This window comes from Streptomyces sp. SAS_270, assembly GCF_052543295.1.
This window is the reverse complement of record NZ_JBMNDS010000001.1, coordinates 19,936-43,593: the sequence shown is the minus strand read 5'-3', so window position 1 is coordinate 43,593 and position 23,658 is coordinate 19,936. Positions and strand designations below refer to the sequence as shown.

The following is a 23,658-nucleotide window of genomic DNA, read 5'->3' as shown; positions in this document are numbered from 1 at the left end:
CGTACCCCCCCTGCCCGCAACCGCTACAGCCCGTATGCGATCTAGGTCACTAGCAACTGCCCACTGCCGTATGCCTACTTCACGACCGTGATCCGGTCGGCCGTCGGCACCGGATACGGCGTCGTGGCCGAGGAGTTGGCCTTCAGGTAGGCCTCGAAGGCGGCCAGGTCGTCGCCGCCGACGACGACGTTCGCGCCCTTGCCGAGTTCGGTGAAGCCGTCGCCGCCGCCCGCGAGGAAGGAGTTCATCGCGACGCGGTAGGTGGCGGCCGGGTCGATGGCGACGCCGTTGAGCTTCACGGAGTCGGCGACGACGCGCGCGGCGCCCGTCTTGGTCAGGTCCAGGGTGTACGTGAGTCCGCGGGAGATCTGCAGGATCTTCGGCGCGGCGTCGTTGCCACCGCTGACCTGCTGCTGGAGCGCGGTGACCACCTGAGCGCCGGTGAGATCAACCAGGTTCACGGTGTTGGCGAACGGCTGGACCGTGTACGCCTCGCCGTAGGTCACCACGCCGTCGCCCTCGCCGCCGCTCGACGTGTAGGTGAGGCCGGCGCGGATGCCGCCCGGGTTCATCACCGCCAGGTCGGCCGACGGGTCGACGGACTTGGCGTACGCGAGCTGCGCGTCGGCGATCAGGTCGCCGAGCGGGGACTCGTTGCCGATGTTGCCGATCTCGCCCGCGATGTAGCCGATGGGGCGGGAGGCGACCGGCGCGGAGAGGGTCTTCCACTTGGTGATCAGGTTCGTCATGTCGGCGGCCTTGGCCACGTCACGGGTGACGACGTGGTTCGCGGACTTCACGGCCGTACGGGCGATGTCGCCGGTCCGGCGGTCGTACGTCAGCGTCGTGTCGGTGTAGAGACGGCCGAAGGACGCGGCCGAGGTGACCATGCGGGGCTTGCCCGACGGGTCGGGGATCGTGCAGGCGTACGCCTGGTGGGTGTGGCCGGTGACCAGCGCGTCCACGGCGGGCGTCACGTTCTTGGCGATGTCGACGATCGGGCCGGAGATGCCGTCACCGGCGCCGGGGCTGTCGCAGTCGTAGTTGTAGGCGCTCGACGCGGGCGCGCCGCCCTCGTGGATCAGCGCGACGATCGACTTCACGCCCTGCTTCTGCAGCACCTTGGCGTACTTGTTGATCGTCTCGACCTCGTCGCCGAACTTCAGGCCCTTGACGCCGTCGGCGGACACGATGTTGGGCGTGCCCTCCAGCGTGACGCCGATGAATCCGACCTTGACGCCGTTCTTCTTCCACACCCAGTAGGGCTTGAGGATCGGCTTGCCGGTCTTCTCGTTGGTCACGTTCGCGGCGAGGTAGGGGAAGTTGGCGCCCTCGAACTTCTCGCTGTTGTTGTAACAGCCGTCCGTGGGGTGGCATCCGCCGTTCTGCAGGCGGGCCAGTTCCTTGGCGCCCTCGTCGAACTCGTGGTTGCCGACGGAGGTGACGTCGAGGCGGAGCTTGTTCAGCGCCTCGATCGTCGGCTCGTCGTGGAAGAGGCCGGAGATGAGCGGCGAGGCGCCGACCATGTCGCCGGCGGCGGCCGTGATCGAGTACGGGTTGCCCTTGCGGGCGGTCCGCAGGTGCGTGGCGAGGTACTCGACGCCGCCCGCGTCGATCGTCTTGGTCGTGCCGTCCGCTTCCTTCTCCGTCACACGGCCCGAGGAGCCGGTCGGGGGCTCCAGGTTGCCGTGCAGGTCGTTGAAGGACAGCAGCTGTACGTCCTGGTAGCGGCCGCTGCCGGGGTGGTGGGCCGGGGTCACGCTCCGGCTCTGGCCTGCGCTTGCCGGCATCGCGGCGGCCAGTGCGCCCACGGTGGCCAGGCCTGCGGCCGCGGCGAGTATCCGGTACGTGCGTCTGGGTCGTGGCGTGGACGCCATGTTCCCCCCTGGGAGTCGTGAGGCGGCTGTGGCTCCCGCGCAGCCTAGATTCAACGCGCGTAGCGCAACAGAGCCTTGACGTTACGGACTGGTTGCCGTCACCTGACAAACCCCGCGCACCCGGCGTTGTTGCCGGCCGGGGGTGGGTCTCGCAGCCCGGCGCTCACGGGGCGCCGCTGCGCCCACCCGTGCCGCCCCTGGCGGCACGATTGCCCGCAGTGACGAGGCTCCGCCGGCCCCCGGCGACAGGCGCCCCCGCCAACTCCCTTGTCCAGAAATCGCCGAGCCGTACCCTCGTATCCATGACCAGCAACGACACCGCATCGGCTGCCCTTTCCCGCTCCATCGAGACGTACTCGGAGCTCCCCGCAGAGCTGGCCGAGGCCGTGCTCGTGCTGCTCGACGAGGCCGCCCGGGCCGACGGCCGGCAGTCGGTGTCCGAGCAGGGGCGGCTGCAGCTGAAGGGCGGCGCGCGCGGCGGCGTACGGCATCTGCTGCTGAGCGTCGGCGGTGTACTGGCCGGATACGCGCAGCTGGAGGACACCGACCCGGTGGAGGCACCGGCCGCCGAGCTGGTCGTCCACCCCTCCTACCGAGGGCACGGCCACGGCCGGGCCCTCGGCGCGGCCCTCCTCGCGGAGTCGGGCAAGCGCCTGCGCGTATGGGCGCACGGCGGCCACTCCGCCGCACGGCACCTCGCGCAGGTCCTCGGCCTGACCCTGTTCCGCGAACTGCGCCAGATGCGCCGTCCGTTGACGGACCTGGACCTGCCCGAGCCGACCCTCCCGGACGATGTGAGCGTCCGTACGTTCGTGCCGGGCCGGGACGACACGGACTGGCTCACCGTGAACGCGGAGGCGTTCGCACACCACCCCGAGCAGGGCTCCCTCACTCAGCGCGACCTGGACGACCGCAAGGCGCAGCCGTGGTTCGACCCGGCCGGGTTCTTCCTCGCCTTCCGCGGCGACACACTCGTCGGCTTCCACTGGACGAAGGTCCACGCGCAGGAGCAGCTCGGCGAGGTGTACGTCCTCGGCGTCCGCCCCGGCACCCAGGGCGGCGGCCTCGGCAAGGCCCTGACGACGATCGGCCTGCGCCACCTCGCCGCCCAGGGCCTGCCCACCGCGATGCTCTATGTCGACGCCGACAACAAGGCGGCGGTGACGGTGTACGAGCGCCTCGGCTTCGTCACGCACGAGACGGACCTGATGTACCGCACGGAGTCGTGAACGAACCTCAGCGCCCGGCCGGCGAAACCCGACGCACCCAACCCCCCACCCGAGCCGGAACCCGCCCCCGTACAGGTTCCATGACCAGGTAAGCCCACGCCGGCACGGCCGCAGCAAGCGCACCCGCCCACCGCGCATGGGCGGCGTCCCAGTGCACGGAGCCCACCTGCACCAGCAGCGGCCACCGGTCGGGCAGCAGCAGCGGCACGGCCACCGCGAAGGCAAGGAACCCGGCCGCGACGACGGTCCCCGGCTCGGCCCCGCCGGACAGCCGCACGGCGGCGGCCGCGCCGGCCAGGACGAGCGCGGCGACGGCGGCGGCCTCCAGGGTGGCGCCGCCCACCGGGGGCCGCGCCCCCTCCGGTACGAGGAGCAGCGCGGCCGTCCACCAGAGCGCGGCGAGCGGAAGGACGAGGGCCAGCCGCAGCCCGGCGCGCAGCGGCCGGCGGGCGGGCACCGCTTCGGTGGTGTGCCGGGCCGGGTCGTCGAGCAGGAACGCCAGCCCGAGGGCGAAGGCGAGCGCGGCGGCCCGCAGCAGGTTGAGGTTGAGCCGGGGGTCCTGCCCACCGGAGGCCATCCGGGTGCTCCAGGCGGCCAGCAGTCCCGTGCCGGCGCCCGCGGCGAGGGCCCGCCACGGCAGGGTGCGTGCCACGGGCCGCAGCAGGGCCCGGGCCATGGCGGCTACTTCTCGCACCATTCACCGTCCCCGCTGCCCTTGGGCGCGGCGGGCACGCCCAGCAGTTCGGCCACCCGTGCCATGGACGTCTTGGGAGAGGTGAGCTCGGTCCAGTGGGCCTTCACGCGGGCGGTCACGCCGTAGCGGGGCATGTTCAGCAACTCCCTGACGATCCGGGTCTGTTCGGTGCTCATGATGAGCGGCGCCGTGGGGGCGAGGACGAGGCTGGAGCCGGTGACGTTGTCCTCGAGACGGACGTTGCGCAGGGCGGCCATCGGGTCGGGGTCGGCGCCGAGTGCCAGCCACATGATGGTCACCACGCGGCCGTCGCACACCGTGCCGCCGGACCGCTCGTCGCCGCCCACCAGGACACCGGCGAGGCCGACGGCGAACTCGGGGACGCGGTTGCCGCCCCAGCGGGTGCCGACGGTGACCTGGCCGCGCCCGGTGAGCGGATCCATCGAGGCGCCGCCCTCCAGCCCCTGACGGGCGTCGACACGCTGCCGTACGGTCAGCCGTTCGCCGCCGGCGGCGCCGCCCGCGAGGGACTGGACGCGCTTGACCACGGCGGCCCAGTCCTCGCTGCGGCCTGCCCACTCGGGGTAGGCGCAGTACGTCGTTGTGCCGATCTCCCGGCAGGACTGGACCTTCTCCGGGTGGAGGTACGCCTTGGCGCGGGCCGCGGTCAGTGCGGCCGAGTCCCCCGGGGACTGCCCGGCGATCCCTGCGACGGTGGCGGCGAGGGCGACGGCGGTGGCCGCCTTGACCAGCCGTGTCCGGCCACCGGCGCGCAGTACCGCCGCGCCGAGGACGAGCGCGACGAGCCCCGCCAGATACAGCGCGTGCCAGGCGGCCGGGCGGCCCATCAGGTCGGAGGGGAAGGCGTCGGGGCCGGTCTCGTCGACGACCGGGGACAGCCAGCGCAGCCAGTGGGCGTCGGTGACGAGCTGGGGCACGACGGCCGTGGCGACGAAGCCGGCGATCACGAAGAGCGGTCCGCCCAGCACCGACGGGATCAGGCGGGCGAGCAGCACGCCGAGAACACCGGCCAGCAGGACCGTCAGCGGGCTCACGACGAGTTCGAGGACCGAGCCGTGGCCGACCGCGCCCGGCTTCAGCGCCGCCCAGGTGAAGTCGAGGGTGACGGTCAGCGCGACGGCGGCGGCCAGGGGTACGGCCGACAGCGCGTGTGCGACCGTACGCCGCCACGGGTCCATGACGAGCGTCTCGAAGTGCCGGTCGGTGTCGCGGCGGCGGGAGAGCAGCGTGGCCCGGTTGACGCCGGTGAGCACGAAGACGGAGACGAGCAGGGCGCCGTTCTGGGTGGCCCGGTCGACGTCCTGGAGGGCCGGGTAGTCGTTCATGCCCTCGTGCTTGAAGAACAGCTTCCAGCAGGTGGCGCCGAAGTAGAGCAGGAAGAAGACGAACACCGGTGCCTGGAGCAGCAGTTGGCGCGCCTCGAACCGGGCGAGGACGAGGACGGCCGCCCCGCGGTTGCGGCGGCCCGGCAGCGGCTCCACCCCCGTGGGTGCCGCTGCCACGCCCGCGCCCTCGCCCGCCCCGGCCCCCGCACCCGTACTCATACGCGTACTCGTGCTCATCAGGCAGCCACCTCCGCCGTGCTCTCCCCGTCGAGGGTGAGCAAGTAGCCGTCCTCCAGGGTGGGTTCGAGCAGGTCGGCGCCCTTGGGCGGGTCGCCGACGTTACGGAAGGTGCCGGCGCCCGTACGCCATCCGGCGCGCGCCCCGGGGTCGCGTTCGGTGCTGCTCCACACTCGTCCGGCCGCGCGGGCGGTCAGCTCGGCGGGGGTGCCCTCGAAGCGGACGCGGCCCTGCGCCATGACGACGACGCGGTGGCAGAGCATCGCGACGTCCTCCGTCTGGTGGGTGGAGAGCAGGACGGTGCGCCCCTCGCCCGCCTGGGCGATCAACTCCCGGAAGCGCATGCGCTGTTCGGGGTCGAGGCCGACGGTCGGCTCGTCGAGGACGAGGAAGCCGGGGTCGCCGACGAGCGCGGCGGCCAGCGCGACCCGCTGCCGCATCCCGCCGGACAGCTTCTTGATGCGCTTGCCGCGTACGCCGGACAGGTCGACGGAGTCGAGTACGCCGCTCACCGCCCGGTGCCGGGCCCTGCGGTCGGTCATCTCCTTCAGGATCGCGACGTAGTCGACGAACTCGAAGGGCGTGAAGTCCGGGTGGAAACCGGGGGTCTGCGGCAGATAGCCCAGCGCCCGCCGTACGTCCAGGCGTCCGGCCGTCGTACCGGGGTCGTTGCCGAGGACCGTGAAGGCGCCCCGGTCGGCGGGCACGGCGGTGGCGAGCACCCTCAACAGGGTTGTCTTGCCGGCCCCGTTGGGCCCGAGCAGCCCGGTGACGCCTTCGTACAGCCTCATCGACACGTCGTCGAGGGCGGCGGTCCTGCCGTAGCGCAGGGTCAGCCCGGAGGCGGAGAGCGTGGGAATGGTCATGCGTTCGCTGGTCACGCGAAGCTCCTGTGGAAGAGAGCGAAGGGGTGGAGGAAGGAGCGGGCAGGCACCGGGGCCGTCACGAGTCACCGCCGCCGTCGTCCCCGTCACCACCACTGCCCGAAGACGTGCGCGACGAGCTCGTGAGCACGACGTACAGCACCTCGGCCACCACCACGGCCACCGCACCCACCGCGTACAGCGCCGCCTTGCCCCACAGAACCCACCGCCGGGAAGACCCGCCGGGCCTCTTGGTCACCACGTCACTCATGGCGTCACTCATCACGCCCTGCCCCCGTCCGAAAATCGGTCAAACGATCCGAAAGATTCCAGTGCCGTGCGCGACGACTCGAACCGGTCGCGCACCACGTACAGCAGCCCCGCGGCAAGCGCCGCCGCCCCCGCCGCGACGCCCTGCCCCGCCGCCGTGAACGGCGCGAGGATCACGTCGGTGCCGTCGGCCGAGAGCCGGGCGGCCACCAGCAGTCCGACCCATGCCCCGCCGACCAGGCCGGGTGCGAGGACGGGGCCGAGGCGGGGTGTCAGGGCGAGCCCGGTCGCGGTGAGGGCGAGGGCGGGCAGCAGCCAGGCGAGGGCGCGCAGGCCGTACTCGGGCAGTGCGAGCGTGGCGAGCCCGTTCAGGCCGAGGCCGACGGCCAGCACGGCGAACGTGCGGACCATCAGCAGCCGGAAGCCGTTCATCGGCGCGACGACGGTCATCTCGTACGTCGGGTCGAGGACGGGCCCGTACGACAGTGCGACCCCGGCGAGCGGCAGCAGCGGTGCGAGGGCGAGGAAGAGGGTGGGCGAGGACGCGGTGCGGACCGCGTCGGCCGCCGCCACCGTCATCATCAGGACCGCGGCGACGGCGCCGAGCCAGGACCGGCGCAGCACAGGCGTGGCGGCGAGCAGTCGCGCGGTGTGGTCGGCGACGCCGATCCGCACGAGCAGCGACTCGACGAGGCCGGGCCGCGGCGCGTCGAGTTCGGCGTCGAGCCGTTCCCATCCCGCGTCGAGGGCGACCGGATCGCTCACCTCGGCCAGCGCGGACCGGCAGCGGGCGCACGCGGCGAGGTGGGTGTCGACGGACCAGAGCCGGGGAGCGGTCAGCTCGCCCTGGACGTAGGCGCGCAGATCGTCGCCGTCCGCGTGCCAGGCGCCCTCCCCGGAGGGCTTCTCGTTGGTGCTGTTGACGCTCACGCCAGCTCCTCCCGCAACTGCTTGCGGGCCCGCAGTGCCCGCGTCTTGACCGTGCCGGGCGGAATGCCGAGCAGGACGGCCGCTTCCCGGGTGGTGAGCCCGTCGATCACCGTGGCCTGGAGCACCGCCCGCAGTTCGGGCGAGAGCCGCACCAGCGCGCCGGCGAGATCGCCGTGCTCGACGCCGGCCAGCACCCGTTCCTCGGCGGACGCCTCGTCGCGGTGGCGCAGCCGGGACAGCGTCTGCCGCAGCCGGCCGCGTGCCCCGTCGCCGCGCAGCGCGTCGATCAGCCGCCGGGAGCCGATGCGCCAGAGCCAGCCGGCCGCGTCGCCCTCCTCCCGGTAGCGGGCGGTGCCGCGCCACACGGCCAGGAAGGTTTCCTGGACGACGTCGTCGACGACCCCGGCGTCGGCGCAGCGGCCGCGCAGCCGTGCGGTCAGCCAGGGCGCGTACCGCCGGTACAGCTCCTCGAAGGCGCGCCGGTCCCCGTCCGCCGCGATGGCCCGCAGCAGCTCCCCGTCGCTTCTTGTTTCCCTCACGACCCCTCATCGGACGAGCCCCCGCGATCGGTTCACGGAGACGGACTTGACTTCGGAGGAAGTCTTGCATCACCCTTTCACTACTCAATTAGTGAAAGGGGGGTTACGCCATGGGGGAACCCGGCATCGAGTACCGCATCGATCGCCGCAGCGGCGTCGCCACCTACGTCCAGATCGTCCAGCAGACCAAACAAGCCCTCCGTCTCGGCCTGCTCGAACCCGGCGACAAGCTCCCGACGGCCCGCGAGGTCGTGGAGGCCACCGCCATCAACCCGAACACCGTCCTGAAGGCCTACCGCGAACTCGAACGAGAGGGTCTCGTCGAGGCCCGCCGCGGCCTCGGCACCTTCGTGCAGCGTTCCCTGAGCACCACCCCCGCCGATTCCCCCCTGCGCGCCGAACTCGACGCCTGGGCGAAGAGCGCCCACGCCGCGGGCCTCGGCCGCGAGGACGTGGCCGCACTGTTCGGCTCCGTGATCGACACACACTTCCCGAAGGGGGACCAGTGAGTTCCACCAGCACCACCCCGGCCGTGGCCCTGGAGGCATCCGGGCTCGGCAAGCGGTACGGAAGGCGGGCGGCCGCCGCCCTCGACGACTGCTCCTTCCGTCTCCCCGCCGGCCGGATCAGTGCGCTGGTCGGCCCCAACGGAGCCGGTAAGTCCACGCTGCTGGCGATAGCGGCCGGCCTGCTGCGGCCCTCCTCCGGAACCCTCACCGTGCTCGGCGCGGCCCCCGGCGAGGCCCGCGACCGGGTCGCCCACCTCGGCCAGGACAAGCCGCTGCACCCCCAGCTGACCATCGCGGACACCCTGCGCATGGGCGCCGAGCTCAACCCGGCCCGCTGGGACGCGACGTACGCCTTCTCGATCGTCGAGCAGGGCGACCTCGACCCCAAGGCGAAGATCCGGGGGCTCTCCGGCGGCCAGCGCACCCGCGTCGCGCTCGCCCTCGCGCTCGGCAAGCGGCCCGAGCTGATGCTGCTCGACGAGCCGATGGCCGACCTCGACCCGCTGGCCCGCCACGAGATGATGGGCACGCTGATGGCGGACGCCGCCGAGCGCGGTACGACCGTCCTGATGTCCTCGCACATCGTCTCCGAGCTCGCCGACGCCTGCGACCACCTGCTCCTGCTGAGCGACGGCCGCATCCGGCTCGGCGGCGGCATCGACGACCTGCTCGCCGCGCACACCCTGGTGACCGGCCGCGGCACGGCCGCCGACCTCGCCCCGCACACCGTCGTCGAGTCCCGCGCCACCGGCCGCGGCCTCACCGCGCTGATCCGCCTCGACGGCCGCCTCGACGACAGCTGGGAAGCCACGCAGCCGTCCCTGGAGGAGCTGCTGCTCGCCCACCTCCGCTCCCCCGCCACCCCGGCCCTGATCACCCCGGGCACGTCCGCGATCCGTACGGCGGTGACGGCATGAGCGCCGCCACCCTCTCCGCCCCCGTCCGCCGCTCGCTCCCGCGCCCCCGCGGCCTGCTCTGGACCGTCCTGCGCCTGCACCGCACGGCCCTGTGGATCTGGCTCGCCTTCGTGGCCGCCACCGCGGCACTCCTGCTGTGGCTGCTGGGGCCGGGCGCCGACGCCACGCAGCACAAGCTCGACACGTTCGGCTACGCCGGCGTACTGGATGACGCCTACTCCGCGAAGACGCTCCTCGCCTTCACCTCGGGCACGTACAACGACCTCTTCTACGACCCGGCGACCATGATCAACATCGCCTCGTTCGCGATCGCCCTGTTCGCGGGCGGCCCGCTCATCGCCCGTGAGCTGGAGAGCGGCACCGCGCGGCTGGCCTGGACGCAGTCCGTCTCCCCGGCCCGCTGGCTCGCGGCCAAGCTCGTCGTGCCGGCGTCCTTCATCGTCCTCGGCATGACCCTGCTGGTCGTGCTGTACCGGCAGCTGTGGTCCGCGCACAGCAACCTCCTGATCGCCGGTATCGGGCCCAGGTCGATCTACTTCGCGATCGGCCCGTCCACCGTCGCCGCACCCCTGCTGGGCCTCGCCATCGGCGCGCTCGCCGCCGTTGCGCTGCGCCGCACCCTGCCCGCCCTCGCGGTCGCCGGCTTCGGGTACTTCCTGGTCTACGCCTTCCTCGGCAACCACTGGCCCTTCCAGGGCCGCCACCAGCAGCCCGAGGTCTCCTCGCGCAGCCATGCGATCACCTCAAGCGGCGCCCGGATCGCCGACCCGGGGTGCTACGACAGCCAGGCCTGCCTGGCCAAGCACGACATCGTCCGCTTCACCCGCGAGTACCTGCCCTCCCCCGACTACTGGCCCCGCCAGCTCCTGGAGACCGGCGTCCTGCTGGCCCTGACCGCCCTCCTCGTCACCGCCGCCTTCGCCGTCCTGCGCAGAAGGGGAACCACGACATGAGCTCCCTCGCCCTCAAGGACCTCCGGCGCCCGTCCGGGCTGACCTGGACCGTGCTGCGCCTGCACCGCTCGGCCCTGCTCATCTGGGGCGGCTTCGTCCTGGCCACCGTCGCGACCCTCGCGTGGACGGTCTGGATCACCGCGGACACCGCACTCCAGGAGCGGGCCTACTGCCTCCACCACTCGCCCTGCTCCATCCTGACGAGCCTCCGCTACAGCGAGCGGATCGGCTACGTCGGCACCGCCGCCTGCTACAGCTTCCTGGCCGTCGCCGCCTTCGCCGGCGGTGCGCTGATCGGCCGCGAGCTGGAGAACGGCACCGCGCGGCTGGCCTGGACCCAGTCGGTCACCCCGGTGCGCTGGCTGGCCGCCAAACTCGCCGTGCCCGCAACTCTGATCACCCTCGGCGGCACCGTGCTCGTCGTGGCGTACCGCTGGGCCTGGTCGGCACACCCCGGCCTGACCGACCGCGACTGGACGTTCCAGGACGCCTTCGTCGCACGCGGCCCGCTGATGGTGGCGTACGCCCTGTGCGCCCTGGCCCTCGGAACGCTCACCGCGCTCGTACTGCGCCGCGCGCTGCCCGCCCTGGGCGTCTCGCTGGCCCTGCTGTTCGCGCTGAACTTCGCCCTGACGAGGCTGCGCTGGGACCTGTGGCCCACGCTCACCCGCGTCCAGGGACCCGACGACCCCTTCTCGCTCCCGACGTACGCGAAGGTGGCGGAGTGGGGTGCGGTCACCACCTCGGGCGCGCACCAGGAAGGCTCCTCCTCCTCCTGCCTCGGCTTCGAGTCCGCCGAACGCAGGCGGTGCCTGACGGAGCACGGCCTGACGGGCACCTACGTGAAATACCACCCCGAGTCCCACTTCTGGCCCCTCCACCTCGTGGAGACCGGCATCGTCCTCGCCGTGGCCGCCGCCGCGACGGCCGCCGCCTTCTGGCTGCTGCGCCGCCGCACCGCCTGAGCCCGTACGCCCCTCGCGGGGGTGAGGGCGTACCCGGCCCCCGGTCGTGTCGACGTCCGGGGGCCGCCCCCCGATATCCCGCACGTCATGTCGCCGTAACCATCGATTCAGACGGGCTTGCGACGCTCGGCGAATGAAGCCCGCCGTGCCTGAGCCTTCGCCACCGCCGGACCACGAACACCGGCCCCCGGCGGAGAACGAGCCCGTGCGAGGGACGCAGAGCACCGTCGTCCGCCTCGCGGAGCTCCCCCGTGCGCTCTCCGACGCGCCCGTCTCGCCCTCGGCGCGGAAGAATGGGTCCATGAACCAGCCCAGCGCCCAGGCACAGGTCCAGCATCCGCAGCCGTCCGTCGGCTCCATAGCCGCGCACCGCCCGCACACCGTGTCGGCCGTGGTCTCCGATCTCGAACCCGACCTCGACGCCGACCTCGACGCGTACGAGGACACGGTGCAGGACGGCATCCAGTTGCCGCAGGGCCGGTTCCTGGACCGGGAGCGCAGCTGGCTCGCCTTCAACGAACGCGTGCTCGAACTGGCCGAGGACCCGAACACGCCGCTGCTCGAACGGGCGAACTTCCTGGCAATCTTCGCCAGCAACCTCGACGAGTTCTTCATGGTCCGGGTGGCCGGCCTGAAGCGCCGTATCGCCACCGGCGTCGCCACGAAGTCCGCCTCCGGCCTCCAGCCCCGCGAGGTGCTGGAGATGATCTGGGCCCGCTCGCGCGAACTCATGGCCCGCCACGCGGCCTGCTACCAGGAGGACATCGCCCCCGCGCTCGCCGAGGAGGGCATCCACCTGGTCCGCTGGAGCGAGCTGACCGAGAAGGAGCAGGCGCGCCTCTTCACGCTCTTCCGGCACCAGATCTTCCCGGTCCTCACCCCGCTGGCCGTCGACCCCGCGCACCCCTTCCCGTACATCTCGGGTCTCTCCCTGAACCTCGCGGTCGTCGTCCGCAACCCGGTCTCCGGCCACCGCCACTTCGCCCGCGTCAAGGTCCCGCCGCTGCTCTCCCGCTTCCTGGAGGCCTCCCCCAACCGCTACGTCCCCATCGAGGACGTCATCGCGGCCCACCTGGAGGAGCTCTTCCCGGGCATGGAGGTGCTCCAGCACCACACCTTCCGCCTCACCCGCAACGAGGACCTGGAGGTCGAGGAGGACGACGCCGAGAACCTGCTCCAGGCGCTGGAGAAGGAGCTCATGCGGCGCCGCTTCGGGCCGCCGGTGCGCCTGGAGGTCGAGGAGTCCATCGACCGGTACGTACTCGACCTGCTGGTACGGGAGTTGAAGATCTCCGAGGCCGAGGTGTACCCGCTGCCGGGCCCCCTCGACCTGACCGGCCTCTTCGGCATCGGCGGCCTCGACCGGCCCGAGCTGAAGTACCAGAAGTTCATCGCGGGCACCCACCGCGACCTCGCCGAGGTCGAGTCGGCGTCCGCGCCCGACATCTTCGCCGCCCTGCGCGAGCGCGACGTCCTGCTCCACCACCCGTACGACTCCTTCTCCACCTCCGTGCAGGCCTTCCTGGAGCAGGCGGCGTCCGACCCCGACGTCCTCGCCATCAAGCAGACCCTGTACCGGACTTCGGGCGACTCGCCGATAGTCGACGCGCTCATCGACGCCGCCGAGTCCGGCAAGCAGGTCCTGGTCCTGGTGGAGATCAAGGCCCGCTTCGACGAGCAGGCCAACATCAAGTGGGCCAGGAAGCTCGAGGAGGCCGGCTGCCATGTGGTGTACGGCCTCGTCGGCCTGAAGACGCACTGCAAGCTGTCGCTGGTGGTCCGCCAGGAGGGCGACACCCTGCGGCGCTACTCCCACGTGGGCACGGGCAACTACCACCCGAAGACGGCCCGCCTCTACGAGGACCTCGGACTGCTCACCGCGGACCCGCAGGTCGGCGCGGACCTCTCCGACCTCTTCAACCGGCTCTCCGGCTACTCCCGCCGCGAGACCTACCGCCGGCTGCTCGTCGCCCCCAAGTCCCTGCGCGACGGCCTGATCGCCCGGATCAACAAGGAAGTCCAGCACCACCAGGCGGGCCGCCCCGCCCACGTCCGCATCAAGGTCAACTCGATGGTGGACGAGGCGCTCATCGACTCCCTCTACCGCGCCTCCCAGGCCGGAGTGCCGGTCGACGTGTGGGTGCGCGGCATCTGCGCCGTACGGCCGGGCGTCACGGGCCTGTCCGAGAACATCCGGGTCCGCTCCGTCCTCGGCCGCTTCCTGGAGCACTCCCGGGTCTTCGGCTTCGGCAACGGCGGCGAACCCGAGGTGTGGATCGGCAGCGCCGACATGATGCACCGCAACCTCGACCGCCGTATCGAGGCCCTCGTGAGGGTCACCGACCCGGCCCACCGGGCGGCCCTCAACCGGCTGCTGGAGACCGGCATGTCCGACACCACCTCCTCCTGGCATCTGGGCCCGGACGGCGAGTGGACGCGGCACGCGACGGATTCCGAAGGCCAGCCCCTGCGCAACGTCCAGGAGATGCTCATAGACGCCCGGAGGCGCCGGCGTGGCACAGCAGCACCTTGATCCCCCCACCGACCCCGCGGCCGTTACCGGGTCCGCGTCCGCGGACGCCCTCGCGTGCTATCTGCGGGCGCAGGCCACGGAGTTCCTCCGCGCGCTGCGCCAGCACCGGGAGACCGGCGGCAACGGAGGTCTCCCCGCCCGGGCGCAGGCCCGCACCGCGGAGGGCGGCGCCGAGGAGACGGCCGATGCGGCGCGCGCCCTGCGCCGCTCGGCACGCCGCATCAGCGGCACCCTCCACACCTTCCGGCCGCTGCTCGACACCGACTGGTCGGAGGGCATGCGGCCCGAACTCGCGTGGCTGTCCGGCACATTGGCGCGCGAGCACGCGTACGCGGCACGCCTGGAGCGGCTGCTGCTCGCGCTGCACCGGCTGTCGGGCTCGTCGGCGTTCCCGCAGCAGCCCGCGGCGCCGGCCACGCAAGCCGTCGGCACCGGCCCGCGCCCCCAACTCACCCCGGACCGCGGCAACCTGACGGTGGGCGCGGCCAAGGCGGGCGCCCTCCTGGAGCGCCAGCTGACCCTCGCCCGGACCCGGGCCCACTCGGCGGCCCTGCAGGCCCTCGGCTCCTCCCGCTTCCACGCGGTCGCCGACAACGTGGCCGTACTGGCCAGCGAGGTCCCGCTGACCCCGGGTGCCGCCGGCGCCGACCTGCGCCCGCCCGCCGCGGCTGCCGAGGAACGGCTGTGCGACGCGGTCACCGCGCTGCCCCTGGTCACCGCGGGCCACCCGTACAACGCGGAGGCCCTCGTGCACGGCCTCTCCGCCGACACCGCGCCCCACCCCCAGGACGCCCCCTGGCACCAGGTACGCCTGCTGCTGCGCCTGCACCGCTACGCCCGGGACGTCCTGCACGGCGAGGACGCGGCCGTGGACGTACGGCTGCTCGCCGCGGGCCAGGCTCTCGACCGGCACCGGGACGCGTCGGAGGCGGCCTCGGCCGCGGCGTCGGCGGCCCGCACCCCGCGCATCGCCCCGGCGACGGCGTACGCACTCGGCGTGCTCCACGCCGACCAGCGCCACGAGGTGGAGGCGGCGCGCTTCGCGTTCCAGCAGTCCTGGCAGAAGACCCCGGCGGTCGCTCCATAGGCCACGTTGATCCCGTGCGGGCGAGGGAGGTCCCATGACCGACGACACGATCCTGGCGGCGGGCTGCGTGCTGTGGCGCCGCTCCCCTGTCGACGGCGAGCTGGAGATCGCCCTCGTCCACCGGCCGAAGTACGACGACTGGTCGCACCCCAAGGGCAAGCTGAAGCGCGGTGAGAGCGCCCTCGCCGGCGCGCTGCGCGAGGTCGAGGAGGAGACCGGATTCCGCTGCGAGCCGGGCGCCCGTCTCCCCTCGGTCCTCTACTACGCGGGCGGCCGCCGCAAGTCGGTGAGTTACTGGGCCGCCGAGGCCGCCGAAGGCCACTTCACCCCCAACCGCGAGGTCGACCGGCTGCGCTGGCTCTCCCCGGCCGCCGCCCGCACCCGCCTCACCCAGCCCCGCGACCAGGACCTGGTCGACGAGCTCCTGGCCGTGCTCCGCCACGCGTAGAGCCGGCGTTCCGAACACCTGAGCCCCTCGATGTCCGCGTGAGTGACACACGGGAAAGCGGAGGCGAACGGGGGATGTCCGGAACTCCGTAGCCGTACGCACACGATCAGGTCCGATCGGTTGCGTACCGTCACGAGCCACGCGTGAGCGGCCGGAATGACTCCGTGTCCTCGGCGTAAGCGTTCCGTTACCTCACCGCACCGTCCGCAGGGGTTCACCCCCCGTTCACTTCCGGCCATCGGCGCCTTCACCTGTTCTGCCTACTTTCGGCCTTACCGATGCGAGAGGCGTCCTGGATGCCTCCCCGTGTCTCGCAGACTCCGCACGCCGCCGAATTCAGGACGGCGGCTCCTGGAAGGAACTCCCTCAGTGAAGCTTCAGCGCATGAACCGGCGGGCCCTCACCCTCGGTGCTCTCGCCGTCTCCGGCGCCCTGGCCCTCACGGCGTGCGGCTCCGACGACACCGGCAGCAAGGACAACGGCGGCAAGACCTCCACCGCCGCTGCCGGTTCGATCAAGTGTGACGACGCCAAGGGCCAGCTCCTCGCCGACGGCTCGTCCGCGCAGAAGAACGCGATCGACGCCTGGGTCAAGGCGTTCACGCAGGCCTGCTCGGGTGTGCAGATCAACTACAAGGGCGGCGGCTCCGGCGCCGGCGTCACCGCGTTCACCCAGGGCACGGTCGCCTTCGCCGGTTCGGACTCCGCGCTGAAGCCCGAAGAGGTCGCCGCCTCCAAGAAGGTCTGCTCCGGCGGCACGGGCATCGACCTCCCGATGGTCGGCGGCCCGATCGCCGTCGGCTACAACGTTCCCGGTGTCGACGGTCTGGTGCTGGACGCCCCGACCCTCGCGAAGATCTTCGACAGCAAGATCACCAAGTGGAACGACGCGGCGATCAAGAAGCTGAACCCCGACGCGAAGCTTCCCGACCTCAAGATCCAGGCGTTCCACCGCTCGGACGAGTCCGGCACCACGGACAACTTCACGAAGTACCTGATCGCCGCGACGCCCGACAACTGGAAGTACTCCGGCGGCAAGGCCTGGCAGGCCAAGGGCGGCCAGTCCGCTCCGCAGTCCTCCGGTGTCGCCCAGCAGGTGAAGCAGACCTCCGGCGCGATCGGCTACATGGAGCTGTCGTACGCCAAGGACGGCATCACCCCGGCCAAGCTCGCCACCGGCGCCTCCGCCCCGGTCGAGGCCAGCGTCGACAGCGCCACCAAGGCCATCGCGGCCGCCAAGGTCGTCGGCACCGGCAAGGACCTGTCGCTGAAGATGGACTACGCGACGAAGGCCGAGGGCGCCTACCCGATCACGCTCGTCACCTACGAGATCGTCTGCGACAAGGGCAACAAGGCCGACACGCTGCCCGCGACGAAGGCGTTCCTGCGCTACATCGCCAGCGAGGACGGCCAGAAGGTCCTGTCCGGCATCGACTACGCGCCGGTCCCGACCGAGATCATCACCAAGGTCCGTACGACCATCGACGGCCTTAGCTGACCCCAGCGTGCGGCCTGGCCCCCCAGCGGGGCCGGGCCGCACCGTCCGGTGCACCGCCGCCTGGAGCCGTACGTCGCGTATGGCTCCGCAGACCGGAGATCCCGATGGATATATCGACGCAGAACACCGACGCCCCTCCCCCCACCCCCCTGCCTTCCGCGGTCGAGCCGAAGGGCACGAGCCGCGGCGCCACCCGCCCCGGAGACCGGATCTTCCTCGCTCTCTCCCGCGGGTCCGGCATCTTCCTCCTGGTGATCATGGCCGCCATCGCGGTCTTCCTCACCTACCGTGCGTCCCTCGCCATCAGCAAGGACCACGGCAACTTCCTCACCACCTTCGAGTGGAACACCAACCTCGTCCCGCCGACCTTCGGCATCGCGGTGCTGGCCTTCGGCACGGTCGTCTCCTCGATCATCGCCATGGCCCTCGCGGTCCCGATCGCCGTCGCCATCGCGCTGTTCATCACGCACTACGCCCCGCGCCGCTTCGGCGGCCCCATCGCGTACGTGATCGACCTGCTCGCCGCCGTGCCGTCCATCGTGTACGGCCTGTGGGGCGCCCTCATCCTCGTGCCGCACATGACCGGCCTCTACGGCTGGCTCGACACCTACCTCGGCTGGACCGGGATCTTCGAGTGGCAGGGCGGCGCCCCGCGCTCCATGCTCACCGTCGGCATCCTGCTCGCGATCATGATCCTGCCGATCATCACCAACGTGAGCCGTGAGGTCTTCCGGCAGGTGCCGCAGATGCACGAGGAGGCCGCGCTGGCCCTCGGCGCCACGCGCTGGGAGGTCATCCGCATGTCGGTGCTGCCCTTCGGCCGCTCCGGCGTGATCTCCGCCTCGATGCTCGGCCTCGGCCGCGCCCTCGGCGAGACGATGGCCGTCGCCACCGTGCTCTCGCCGGACTTCCTGATCCACGGCAGCCTGCTGGACCCGGGCGGCGGCACCTTCGCGCAGAACATCGCCAGCAAGTTCGGCGAGGCGACCGAGCAGGGCCGTGACGCCCTCATCGCCTCCGGTCTGGTGCTGTTCGTCATCACCCTGCTGGTCAACGGCGCGGCCCGCGCGATCATCGCCCGCCGCAAGGAGTACTCGGGGGCCAACGCATGAGCAACGCCGTCGTCACCGAAGAGCGCCCCAGCACCCTGCGCGGCGCCCGGCTGCCCAAGTGGGGACCGTGGGCGATCGCCCTCGGCTCCGTCGTCGTCGCGATCGGGATCGGCCTCGTCGCCGACCTCGACAGCAAGGTCCAGCAGGGCCTGATCGCCGCGATCCTCTTCCTCCTCGGCACGTTCGGCATCGCCGCCCGCGTCGAGGGCCGCCGCCAGGCCAAGGACCGCATCGCCACCTCGCTGGTCTGGGTCGCCTTCCTCATCGCGATCGTCCCGCTGGCCTCGCTGATCTGGACGACCGTCTCGCGCGGTGTGAAGGTCTTCGACGTCTACTTCCTGACCCACTCGATGGGTGTGGTCGCCGACTCCGAGACCGGCGGCGGTATCTACCACGCCATCATCGGCACCCTGGAGCAGGTCGGCCTCGCCACCCTGATCGCGGCGCCGATCGGTGTGCTCACCGCGGTCTACCTCGTGGAGTACGGACGCGGGAAGCTCTCCACCGCCATCACGTTCTTCGTCGACGTGATGACCGGCATCCCCTCGATCGTCGCGGGCCTGTTCATCCTCAGCCTGATGCTGATCTTCGAGATGCAGCCCTTCGGCTTCGCCGGTTCGCTCGCGCTGGCCATCCTGATGATGCCGGTCGTGGTCCGCTCCACCGAGGAGATGCTCAAGCTCGTCCCGAACGAGCTGCGCGAGGCGTCCCTGGCGCTCGGCGTGCCCAAGTGGCGCACCATCCTCAAGGTGGTCCTGCCGACCTCCATCGGCGGCATCACCACCGGCATCATGCTGTCGATCGCCCGCATCACCGGCGAGACCGCGCCCGTACTGCTGCTGGTGTGGGGCACGAACTTCATCAACACCAACCCCTTCGAGGGCGCACAGGCCTCGCTGCCGCTGTACATCTACCAGCAGTACGCGAACAGCGCGGGCTCCAACGCGGCGTACGACCGCGCATGGGCGGCGGCGCTCGCCCTGATCGCCTTTGTGATGATCCTCAACCTGGTGGCCCGCGGCATCGCCCGCTGGAAGGCCCCCAAGACGGGCCGCTGACGCGGCCGATCAGCGACCCGACGTACTTCCCCCTCGAAAGAAGCAGTGATCCCCATGGCCAAGCGAATCGACGTAAGCGGTCTGACCGCCTACTACAGCGCTCACAAGGCGATCGAAGACATCTCCATGACCGTCGAGCCCCGCTCGGTGACGGCCTTCATCGGCCCCTCCGGCTGCGGCAAGTCGACGTTCCTGCGCACCCTCAACCGTATGCACGAGGTCACCCCCGGCGGCCGCGTCGAGGGCAAGGTGCTCCTGGACGACGAGGACCTGTACGGCTCCGGCATCGACCCGGTGTCGGTACGCCGCGAGGTCGGGATGGTCTTCCAGCGCCCGAACCCGTTCCCCACCATGTCGATCTTCGACAACGTGGCGGCGGGCCTGCGGCTCAACGGCTCGTACAAGAAGTCGGAGCTGGCGGACGTCGTGGAGAAGTCCCTCAAGGGCGCGAACCTCTGGAACGAGGTCAAGGACCGCCTGAACAAGCCGGGTTCCGGTCTGTCCGGTGGTCAGCAGCAGCGCCTGTGCATCGCCCGCGCGATCGCGGTCGAGCCGAAGGTCCTCCTCATGGACGAGCCCTGCTCGGCGCTCGACCCGATCTCCACCCTCGCGATCGAGGACCTGATCGGCGAGCTGAAGGAGCGCTTCACGATCGTCATCGTGACGCACAACATGCAGCAGGCCGCCCGCGTCTCCGACCGCACGGCGTTCTTCAACCTCTCGGCGGTCGGCCAGCCCGGCCGGCTCATCGAGATCGACGACACGGAGCGGATCTTCTCCAACCCGTCCGTCCAGGCGACCGAGGACTACATCTCGGGCCGCTTCGGCTGAGCCACCCAGACCCCTCGCGGTGCTGCATGGCGGTGCCACCGCGAGGACGAGAAGGGCCCGCCCCCTGGCTCCCAGGGGGCGGGCCCGTTTCAGTTGTGCCCAGCCCGTCCGGCGTAGATATCCAGCCCCTCCGGCGTTTGAGGAGCGGGGGTTCGGGGGCAGAGCCCCCGAGTACGGGACGGGTAGGGGCGGAGGGGGCGAAAACCCCGTAGGGCCCACCCCCAGCACCCACCCCTACAGGAACGCCAGGTTCACGACCCAGAAGCTGGCGGCAGCCACCAGCGCTGCCGCGGGCATCGTGATGAACCAGCCCAGGATGATGTTCTTCGCGACACCCCACCGCACGGCCTTCACACGCTTCGTCGCCCCGACGCCCATGATCGCGGACGTGATGACGTGAGTCGTCGAGATCGGCGCCTTGAAGATGAACGCCGTGGCGAACATGATCGACGCCCCCGTCGTCTCCGCGGCGAACCCCTGCGGCGGATCCAGCTCGATGATCTTGCGACCGAGCGTCCGCATGATCCGCCAGCCACCCGCATACGTACCGAGCGACAGCATCAGCGCACAGGCGATCTTCACCCACACCGGGATCGGGTCGTCGGCACCCTGGACGTCCCCGATGACCAGGGCCATCACCACGATGCCCATCGTCTTCTGGGCGTCCTGAAGACCGTGCCCGAGCGCCATACCGGCCGCCGACACCGTCTGTGCGATACGGAAACCGCGCTTGGCCTTGTGCGGGTTGGACCGCCGGAACAGCCACATGATCGCGCACATCACGAGATAACCGGCGATCAGACCGACCACCGGCGAGATGAACATCGGGATGACGACCTTGTCCAGGACGCCGGACCAGATGACGTCCGTACCGCCCGCGAGCGCCGCGCCCACCATGCCGCCGAACAGAGCGTGCGAGGAGGACGAGGGAAGACCGAAGTACCAGGTGACGAGGTTCCAGACGATCGCGCCGATGAGGGCGGCGAACAGGATCCCCATCCCCTTGGAGCCGTCGGGTGTCTCGATCAGGCCCTTGCTGACCGTGTGCGCGACCCCGCTGCCCAGGAAGGCACCGGCGAGGTTCATCACGGCGGCCATCGCGAGCGCGGCCCGCGGCGTCAGCGCGCGCGTCGAGACCGAGGTCGCGATCGCGTTCGCCGAGTCGTGGAAGCCGTTGGTGTAGGTGAAGCCGAGCGCGACGGCGATCGTCACGACCAGCGCAAAGGTGTCCATGAAAGGGTCAGGACTCCTTGACCGCGATGGTCTCCACCGTGTTCGCCACGTGCTCGAACGCGTCCGCCGCCTCTTCCAGCACGTCCACGATCTGCTTGAGCTTGAGTACCTCGATGGCTTCGTACTTGCCGTTGAAGAGGTGGGCCAGCAGCTTGCGGTGGATCTGGTCGGCCTGGTTCTCCAGGCGGTTGACCTCGATCCAGTACTCCGTGAGGTTGTCCATGGTGCGGAGGTTCGGCATGGCCTCGGCGGTCAGCTCGGCCGCGCGGGCGAGCACCTCGATCTGCTGCTCGACACCCTTCGGCAGCTCCTCCACGTTGTAGAGGACGACCAGGTCGACGGCCTCCTCCATGAAGTCCATGATGTCGTCGAGGGACGACGCGAGGTTGTAGATGTCCTCACGGTCGAACGGCGTGATGAACGAGGAGTTCAACTGGTGGAAGATCGCGTGCGTGGCGTCGTCACCGGCGTGTTCCGCGGCCCGCATACGCTCTGCGATCTCGGCCCGGCCGGCGGTGTCCGCCCCGAGCAGTTCCATGAGGAGCTTCGAGCCCGTGACGATGTTGTCCGCGGAGGCGGAGAACATGTCGTAGAAGCTCGTCTCCCTGGGGGTCAGACGAAAGCGCACAAGGGGTCCTCGGGGTGCATCGGTTTCGGTCAGGCTGATGCTAGGCGCATCATCCGGCCACGGCTAATGGGCCGTCCCCCAGTGTCGCCCATCAGGCAGAGTGATCGACACGGGGGCGGTACGGGGTCCGGCCAGGGCCGTCACCAAGAGCCATATACCCTGCGAAGTTCGATACCATATACCCACCAGGGGTATCTGTCGGTATCCGATACGAGGAGGACGCCATGACGACCACCGAGGCCGACGCGACGGCGCCCTCCGGCGACGGCCCGGCCCAGGAGCTGGTGACCGACCACGACCGGGGCGTCCACGGCTACCACAAGCAGAAGGACGAGCACCTCAAGCGACTGCGCCGGATCGAGGGCCAGATCCGCGGCCTGCAGCGCATGGTCGACGAGGACACCTACTGCATCGACATACTCACCCAGGTCTCCGCCTCCACGAAGGCCCTGCAGTCCTTCGCGCTCCAGCTCCTGGAGGAGCATTTGCGCCACTGCGTCGCCGACGCCGCGGTCAAGGGCGGCACCGAGATCGACGCGAAGGTCGAGGAGGCCACGAAGGCCATCGGGCGACTGCTGCGCACGTGAGCGACGCGTATGCGAGAGGCGCGTACATGAGAGGCGGGGCGTGGCGGGGGCCCGGCCACGCCTGGTGCGTGGGGGTTCGGCCTACCGCGTGCCGGTGTCCCCGGGCGGGGACTCGTGGGCGCGCTCTTCGGCCACTTTCAGCACCTCGTCGATGCTCTCAAGGCTGAGCCGGTCCTCACGGGCGGCCGAGGCCGCGATGATCAGGTCGCCGCACAGCTCGATCTCGGCGAGGGCCACGTGGTCCTGAACTGCCGTACCGCCGACCGGAGCCACGTGCATCACCTCTTCCTGCCGTCACCGACTTCCTAGAGTAGGGAGCGGCCTACGCACCGCGCATGGCACGGAAGGGCCATTTCCAGCCCCCCAACTCCTCCTACGCCGCCCCCACCGCGGCTACCCTCGACCGCTCCCCGTACTCCCTCCCTGTCCCGCCCCTACTCCGCGATCTTCCCGGCGTAGATGTCCCGGGCCCGCGGCAGCCGTACGTCCGCGCGGACCCCGAAGTCGTACAGCAGCGTCGTCGAGGCGACCGCGACGGTGCCCTTCTGCTGTCCGTTGACGAAGCTGAAGCGATGCCGGACCTTGCGGATGCGCCCCTGGTCGTCGAGGTAGGCGTCGAACGGCACTTGGGCGGTGGCGAACCCTTTCGCCGCCGCCCCCAACGCGTTCCGGTTGCCCTTCGACGCGCTCCGCGCGGCCACGGTCAGATCGGCGGTGCCGCGGTAGTGCCGCACCGGCGTCCCGGCCACCTCGGTCTTGCCGATGTACGTCGCCGTCCGCGCCCCCCGCAGCAACTCGGCGGCGGCGAACGGGTCGGTGGCGCCGCCCGTCACCAGGTTCCCGTCGGAGAGGCCGGCCGTGTCGACGCGCACCCACTTGTCGGCGGGCACACCCGCTCCCCTGTTCTTCATGAACAGGGCGCCCGGGGCGAGGAGTTCGGTGATCGGCCGGTGCTCGCTGGTGCCCGCCGGGTCCTGCGGCAGCAGCACCTTCATCCGGCCCAGCTGCTTCGTGTAGTCGTACACACCCGCGCCGCGAATGGTGACGCGGGTACCGCCGGTGGCCATCTCCATCGACGTACGGGCCTTGGAACTGCCCGCCCGCACCAGGGTGTCGGCGGCCCGGTGCAGGGCGTCGACGGGAGCGGCTGCGGCGCGCGCGTCCTCGCCGCCGTCCCCGCCGCCCGCGCATCCGGTGGCGCAGATCATGAGCCCCGCCGCGGCCGCGAGGACCCCTGCGCCCGTACGCCGCCTGTGCTGCTGCCCCACCATCGCCTGCCGACCCCCAGCCGGTCCGTACCGGGTCCTTCCGTTGT

Annotated in this window: 24 protein-coding genes; 13 read left to right on the top strand and 11 right to left on the bottom strand. The window is 71.1% G+C overall.

Annotated features, from left to right (window positions below):
• Window positions 1-74 precede the first annotated feature (74 nt).
• Window positions 75-1,877 (bottom strand): bifunctional metallophosphatase/5'-nucleotidase, encoded by a 1,803-nt coding sequence (locus ACN6LB_RS00225; RefSeq protein ID WP_445024034.1) that lies wholly within the window; start codon window positions 1,875-1,877, stop codon window positions 75-77.
• 302 nt (window positions 1,878-2,179) lie between these two features.
• On the opposite strand from ACN6LB_RS00225, the gene mshD reads away from it, so the two are divergent.
• The gene (gene mshD / locus ACN6LB_RS00220) at window positions 2,180-3,106 is read left to right on the top strand and encodes a mycothiol synthase (RefSeq protein WP_445024033.1); all 927 of its coding nucleotides are present in this window, start codon (window positions 2,180-2,182) and stop codon (window positions 3,104-3,106) included.
• 7 nt (window positions 3,107-3,113) lie between these two features.
• Here the strand turns inward: mshD and ACN6LB_RS00215 are convergent, their stop codons facing one another.
• The 6 genes from ACN6LB_RS00215 to ACN6LB_RS00190 form a co-directional block, all read right to left on the bottom strand.
• Window positions 3,114-3,803 (bottom strand): ABC transporter, encoded by a 690-nt coding sequence (locus tag ACN6LB_RS00215; protein ID WP_445024032.1) that lies wholly within the window; start codon window positions 3,801-3,803, stop codon window positions 3,114-3,116.
• Window positions 3,788-5,383 (bottom strand): ABC transporter permease, encoded by a 1,596-nt coding sequence (locus ACN6LB_RS00210; RefSeq protein WP_445024031.1) that lies wholly within the window; start codon window positions 5,381-5,383, stop codon window positions 3,788-3,790. Before ACN6LB_RS00210 ends, ACN6LB_RS00215 begins: the two co-directional genes overlap by 16 nt.
• Complete coding sequence (locus ACN6LB_RS00205) at window positions 5,383-6,249, bottom strand: ABC transporter ATP-binding protein (RefSeq protein WP_445024189.1); 867 nt, start codon at window positions 6,247-6,249, stop codon at window positions 5,383-5,385. The genes ACN6LB_RS00210 and ACN6LB_RS00205 overlap by 1 nt, the downstream gene beginning before the upstream one ends.
• A 76-nt stretch (window positions 6,250-6,325) precedes the next feature.
• Complete coding sequence (locus ACN6LB_RS00200) at window positions 6,326-6,517, bottom strand: hypothetical protein (RefSeq protein ID WP_445024030.1); 192 nt, start codon at window positions 6,515-6,517, stop codon at window positions 6,326-6,328.
• 11 nt (window positions 6,518-6,528) lie between these two features.
• Entirely contained in the window at window positions 6,529-7,446 is a 918-nt protein-coding gene (locus ACN6LB_RS00195) for an anti-sigma factor family protein (RefSeq protein ID WP_356142492.1), read from the bottom strand.
• Window positions 7,443-7,985 carry an RNA polymerase sigma factor gene (locus tag ACN6LB_RS00190; protein WP_356142490.1) on the bottom strand — a complete coding sequence of 181 codons (543 nt, stop codon included), beginning with the start codon at window positions 7,983-7,985 and terminating at the stop codon, window positions 7,443-7,445. Before ACN6LB_RS00190 ends, ACN6LB_RS00195 begins: the two co-directional genes overlap by 4 nt.
• A gap of 110 nt (window positions 7,986-8,095) precedes the next feature.
• Between ACN6LB_RS00190 and ACN6LB_RS00185 the strand changes: the two genes are divergently transcribed.
• The 11 genes from ACN6LB_RS00185 to pstB all read left to right on the top strand — a co-directional run bounded on the left by ACN6LB_RS00185 (window position 8,096) and on the right by pstB (window position 19,895).
• Window positions 8,096-8,494, top strand: coding sequence for a GntR family transcriptional regulator (locus ACN6LB_RS00185; RefSeq protein WP_356142487.1), 399 nt, complete (start codon window positions 8,096-8,098; stop codon window positions 8,492-8,494).
• A complete protein-coding gene (locus tag ACN6LB_RS00180) occupies window positions 8,491-9,411 on the top strand; it encodes an ABC transporter ATP-binding protein (RefSeq protein ID WP_445024029.1) in 921 nt (306 codons plus the stop codon). Before ACN6LB_RS00185 ends, ACN6LB_RS00180 begins: the two co-directional genes overlap by 4 nt.
• Window positions 9,408-10,364 carry a hypothetical protein gene (locus ACN6LB_RS00175; protein ID WP_445024028.1) on the top strand — a complete coding sequence of 319 codons (957 nt, stop codon included), beginning with the start codon at window positions 9,408-9,410 and terminating at the stop codon, window positions 10,362-10,364. Before ACN6LB_RS00180 ends, ACN6LB_RS00175 begins: the two co-directional genes overlap by 4 nt.
• The gene (locus ACN6LB_RS00170) at window positions 10,361-11,329 is read left to right on the top strand and encodes a hypothetical protein (protein ID WP_356142481.1); all 969 of its coding nucleotides are present in this window, start codon (window positions 10,361-10,363) and stop codon (window positions 11,327-11,329) included. Before ACN6LB_RS00175 ends, ACN6LB_RS00170 begins: the two co-directional genes overlap by 4 nt.
• Window positions 11,330-11,630: 301 nt before the next feature.
• Window positions 11,631-13,862 carry an RNA degradosome polyphosphate kinase gene (locus tag ACN6LB_RS00165; RefSeq protein ID WP_356142479.1) on the top strand — a complete coding sequence of 744 codons (2,232 nt, stop codon included), beginning with the start codon at window positions 11,631-11,633 and terminating at the stop codon, window positions 13,860-13,862.
• On the top strand, window positions 13,843-14,949 hold the full coding sequence (locus tag ACN6LB_RS00160; RefSeq protein ID WP_356142477.1) for a CHAD domain-containing protein: 1,107 nt from the start codon (window positions 13,843-13,845) through the stop codon (window positions 14,947-14,949). Before ACN6LB_RS00165 ends, ACN6LB_RS00160 begins: the two co-directional genes overlap by 20 nt.
• A gap of 34 nt (window positions 14,950-14,983) precedes the next feature.
• Window positions 14,984-15,397 (top strand): NUDIX hydrolase, encoded by a 414-nt coding sequence (locus tag ACN6LB_RS00155; RefSeq protein WP_356142475.1) that lies wholly within the window; start codon window positions 14,984-14,986, stop codon window positions 15,395-15,397.
• 369 nt (window positions 15,398-15,766) lie between these two features.
• Complete coding sequence (gene pstS, locus ACN6LB_RS00150; protein WP_356142473.1) at window positions 15,767-16,894, top strand: phosphate ABC transporter substrate-binding protein PstS; 1,128 nt, start codon at window positions 15,767-15,769, stop codon at window positions 16,892-16,894.
• Window positions 16,895-16,998: 104 nt separating this feature from the next.
• Window positions 16,999-18,006, top strand: coding sequence for a phosphate ABC transporter permease subunit PstC (pstC, locus tag ACN6LB_RS00145; RefSeq protein WP_356142471.1), 1,008 nt, complete (start codon window positions 16,999-17,001; stop codon window positions 18,004-18,006).
• Complete coding sequence (gene pstA / locus ACN6LB_RS00140; RefSeq protein WP_445024027.1) at window positions 18,003-19,064, top strand: phosphate ABC transporter permease PstA; 1,062 nt, start codon at window positions 18,003-18,005, stop codon at window positions 19,062-19,064. Before pstC ends, pstA begins: the two co-directional genes overlap by 4 nt.
• 54 nt (window positions 19,065-19,118) lie before the next feature.
• On the top strand, window positions 19,119-19,895 hold the full coding sequence (gene pstB / locus ACN6LB_RS00135; protein WP_369234871.1) for a phosphate ABC transporter ATP-binding protein PstB: 777 nt from the start codon (window positions 19,119-19,121) through the stop codon (window positions 19,893-19,895).
• Between the two features lie 234 nt (window positions 19,896-20,129).
• Here pstB and ACN6LB_RS00130 read toward each other — a convergent pair whose 3' ends face one another.
• Entirely contained in the window at window positions 20,130-21,128 is a 999-nt protein-coding gene (locus ACN6LB_RS00130; protein ID WP_356144592.1) for an inorganic phosphate transporter, read from the bottom strand.
• A 7-nt stretch (window positions 21,129-21,135) separates the two neighbouring features.
• Window positions 21,136-21,756, bottom strand: a complete 621-nt coding sequence (locus ACN6LB_RS00125; RefSeq protein ID WP_356144594.1) for a DUF47 domain-containing protein — start codon at window positions 21,754-21,756, stop codon at window positions 21,136-21,138.
• 224 nt (window positions 21,757-21,980) lie between these two features.
• On the opposite strand from ACN6LB_RS00125, the gene ACN6LB_RS00120 reads away from it, so the two are divergent.
• Entirely contained in the window at window positions 21,981-22,343 is a 363-nt protein-coding gene (locus ACN6LB_RS00120) for a metal-sensitive transcriptional regulator (protein ID WP_445024026.1), read from the top strand.
• Window positions 22,344-22,424: 81 nt separating this feature from the next.
• On the opposite strand, the gene ACN6LB_RS00115 is transcribed toward ACN6LB_RS00120, so the two are convergent.
• Window positions 22,425-22,622, bottom strand: coding sequence for a hypothetical protein (locus ACN6LB_RS00115; protein WP_356144598.1), 198 nt, complete (start codon window positions 22,620-22,622; stop codon window positions 22,425-22,427).
• Between the two features lie 155 nt (window positions 22,623-22,777).
• Window positions 22,778-23,614 (bottom strand): hypothetical protein, encoded by an 837-nt coding sequence (locus tag ACN6LB_RS00110; RefSeq protein WP_445024025.1) that lies wholly within the window; start codon window positions 23,612-23,614, stop codon window positions 22,778-22,780.
• Window positions 23,615-23,658: the final 44 nt, after the last annotated feature.

Bases quoted from the DNA above. Each gene is read 5' to 3' on its own strand.
- ACN6LB_RS00155 (WP_356142475.1), top strand. From the start codon at position 14,984: ATGACCGACGACACGATCCTGGCGGCGGGCTGCGTGCTGTGGCGCCGC.
- pstC (WP_356142471.1), top strand. From the start codon at position 16,999: ATGGATATATCGACGCAGAACACCGACGCCCCTCCCCCCACCCCCCTG.
- ACN6LB_RS00115 (WP_356144598.1), bottom strand. From the start codon at position 22,622: ATGCACGTGGCTCCGGTCGGCGGTACGGCAGTTCAGGACCACGTGGCC.
- pstB (WP_369234871.1), top strand. From the start codon at position 19,119: ATGGCCAAGCGAATCGACGTAAGCGGTCTGACCGCCTACTACAGCGCT.
- ACN6LB_RS00200 (WP_445024030.1), bottom strand. From the start codon at position 6,517: ATGAGTGACGTGGTGACCAAGAGGCCCGGCGGGTCTTCCCGGCGGTGG.
- ACN6LB_RS00165 (WP_356142479.1), top strand. From the start codon at position 11,631: ATGAACCAGCCCAGCGCCCAGGCACAGGTCCAGCATCCGCAGCCGTCC.
- ACN6LB_RS00225 (WP_445024034.1), bottom strand. From the start codon at position 1,877: ATGGCGTCCACGCCACGACCCAGACGCACGTACCGGATACTCGCCGCG.
- ACN6LB_RS00120 (WP_445024026.1), top strand. From the start codon at position 21,981: ATGACGACCACCGAGGCCGACGCGACGGCGCCCTCCGGCGACGGCCCG.
- ACN6LB_RS00170 (WP_356142481.1), top strand. From the start codon at position 10,361: ATGAGCTCCCTCGCCCTCAAGGACCTCCGGCGCCCGTCCGGGCTGACC.
- ACN6LB_RS00210 (WP_445024031.1), bottom strand. From the start codon at position 5,383: ATGAGCACGAGTACGCGTATGAGTACGGGTGCGGGGGCCGGGGCGGGC.
- ACN6LB_RS00205 (WP_445024189.1), bottom strand. From the start codon at position 6,249: ATGACCATTCCCACGCTCTCCGCCTCCGGGCTGACCCTGCGCTACGGC.
- ACN6LB_RS00110 (WP_445024025.1), bottom strand. From the start codon at position 23,614: ATGGTGGGGCAGCAGCACAGGCGGCGTACGGGCGCAGGGGTCCTCGCG.
- mshD (WP_445024033.1), top strand. From the start codon at position 2,180: ATGACCAGCAACGACACCGCATCGGCTGCCCTTTCCCGCTCCATCGAG.
- ACN6LB_RS00130 (WP_356144592.1), bottom strand. From the start codon at position 21,128: ATGGACACCTTTGCGCTGGTCGTGACGATCGCCGTCGCGCTCGGCTTC.
- pstA (WP_445024027.1), top strand. From the start codon at position 18,003: ATGAGCAACGCCGTCGTCACCGAAGAGCGCCCCAGCACCCTGCGCGGC.
- ACN6LB_RS00215 (WP_445024032.1), bottom strand. From the start codon at position 3,803: ATGGTGCGAGAAGTAGCCGCCATGGCCCGGGCCCTGCTGCGGCCCGTG.
- ACN6LB_RS00185 (WP_356142487.1), top strand. From the start codon at position 8,096: ATGGGGGAACCCGGCATCGAGTACCGCATCGATCGCCGCAGCGGCGTC.
- ACN6LB_RS00175 (WP_445024028.1), top strand. From the start codon at position 9,408: ATGAGCGCCGCCACCCTCTCCGCCCCCGTCCGCCGCTCGCTCCCGCGC.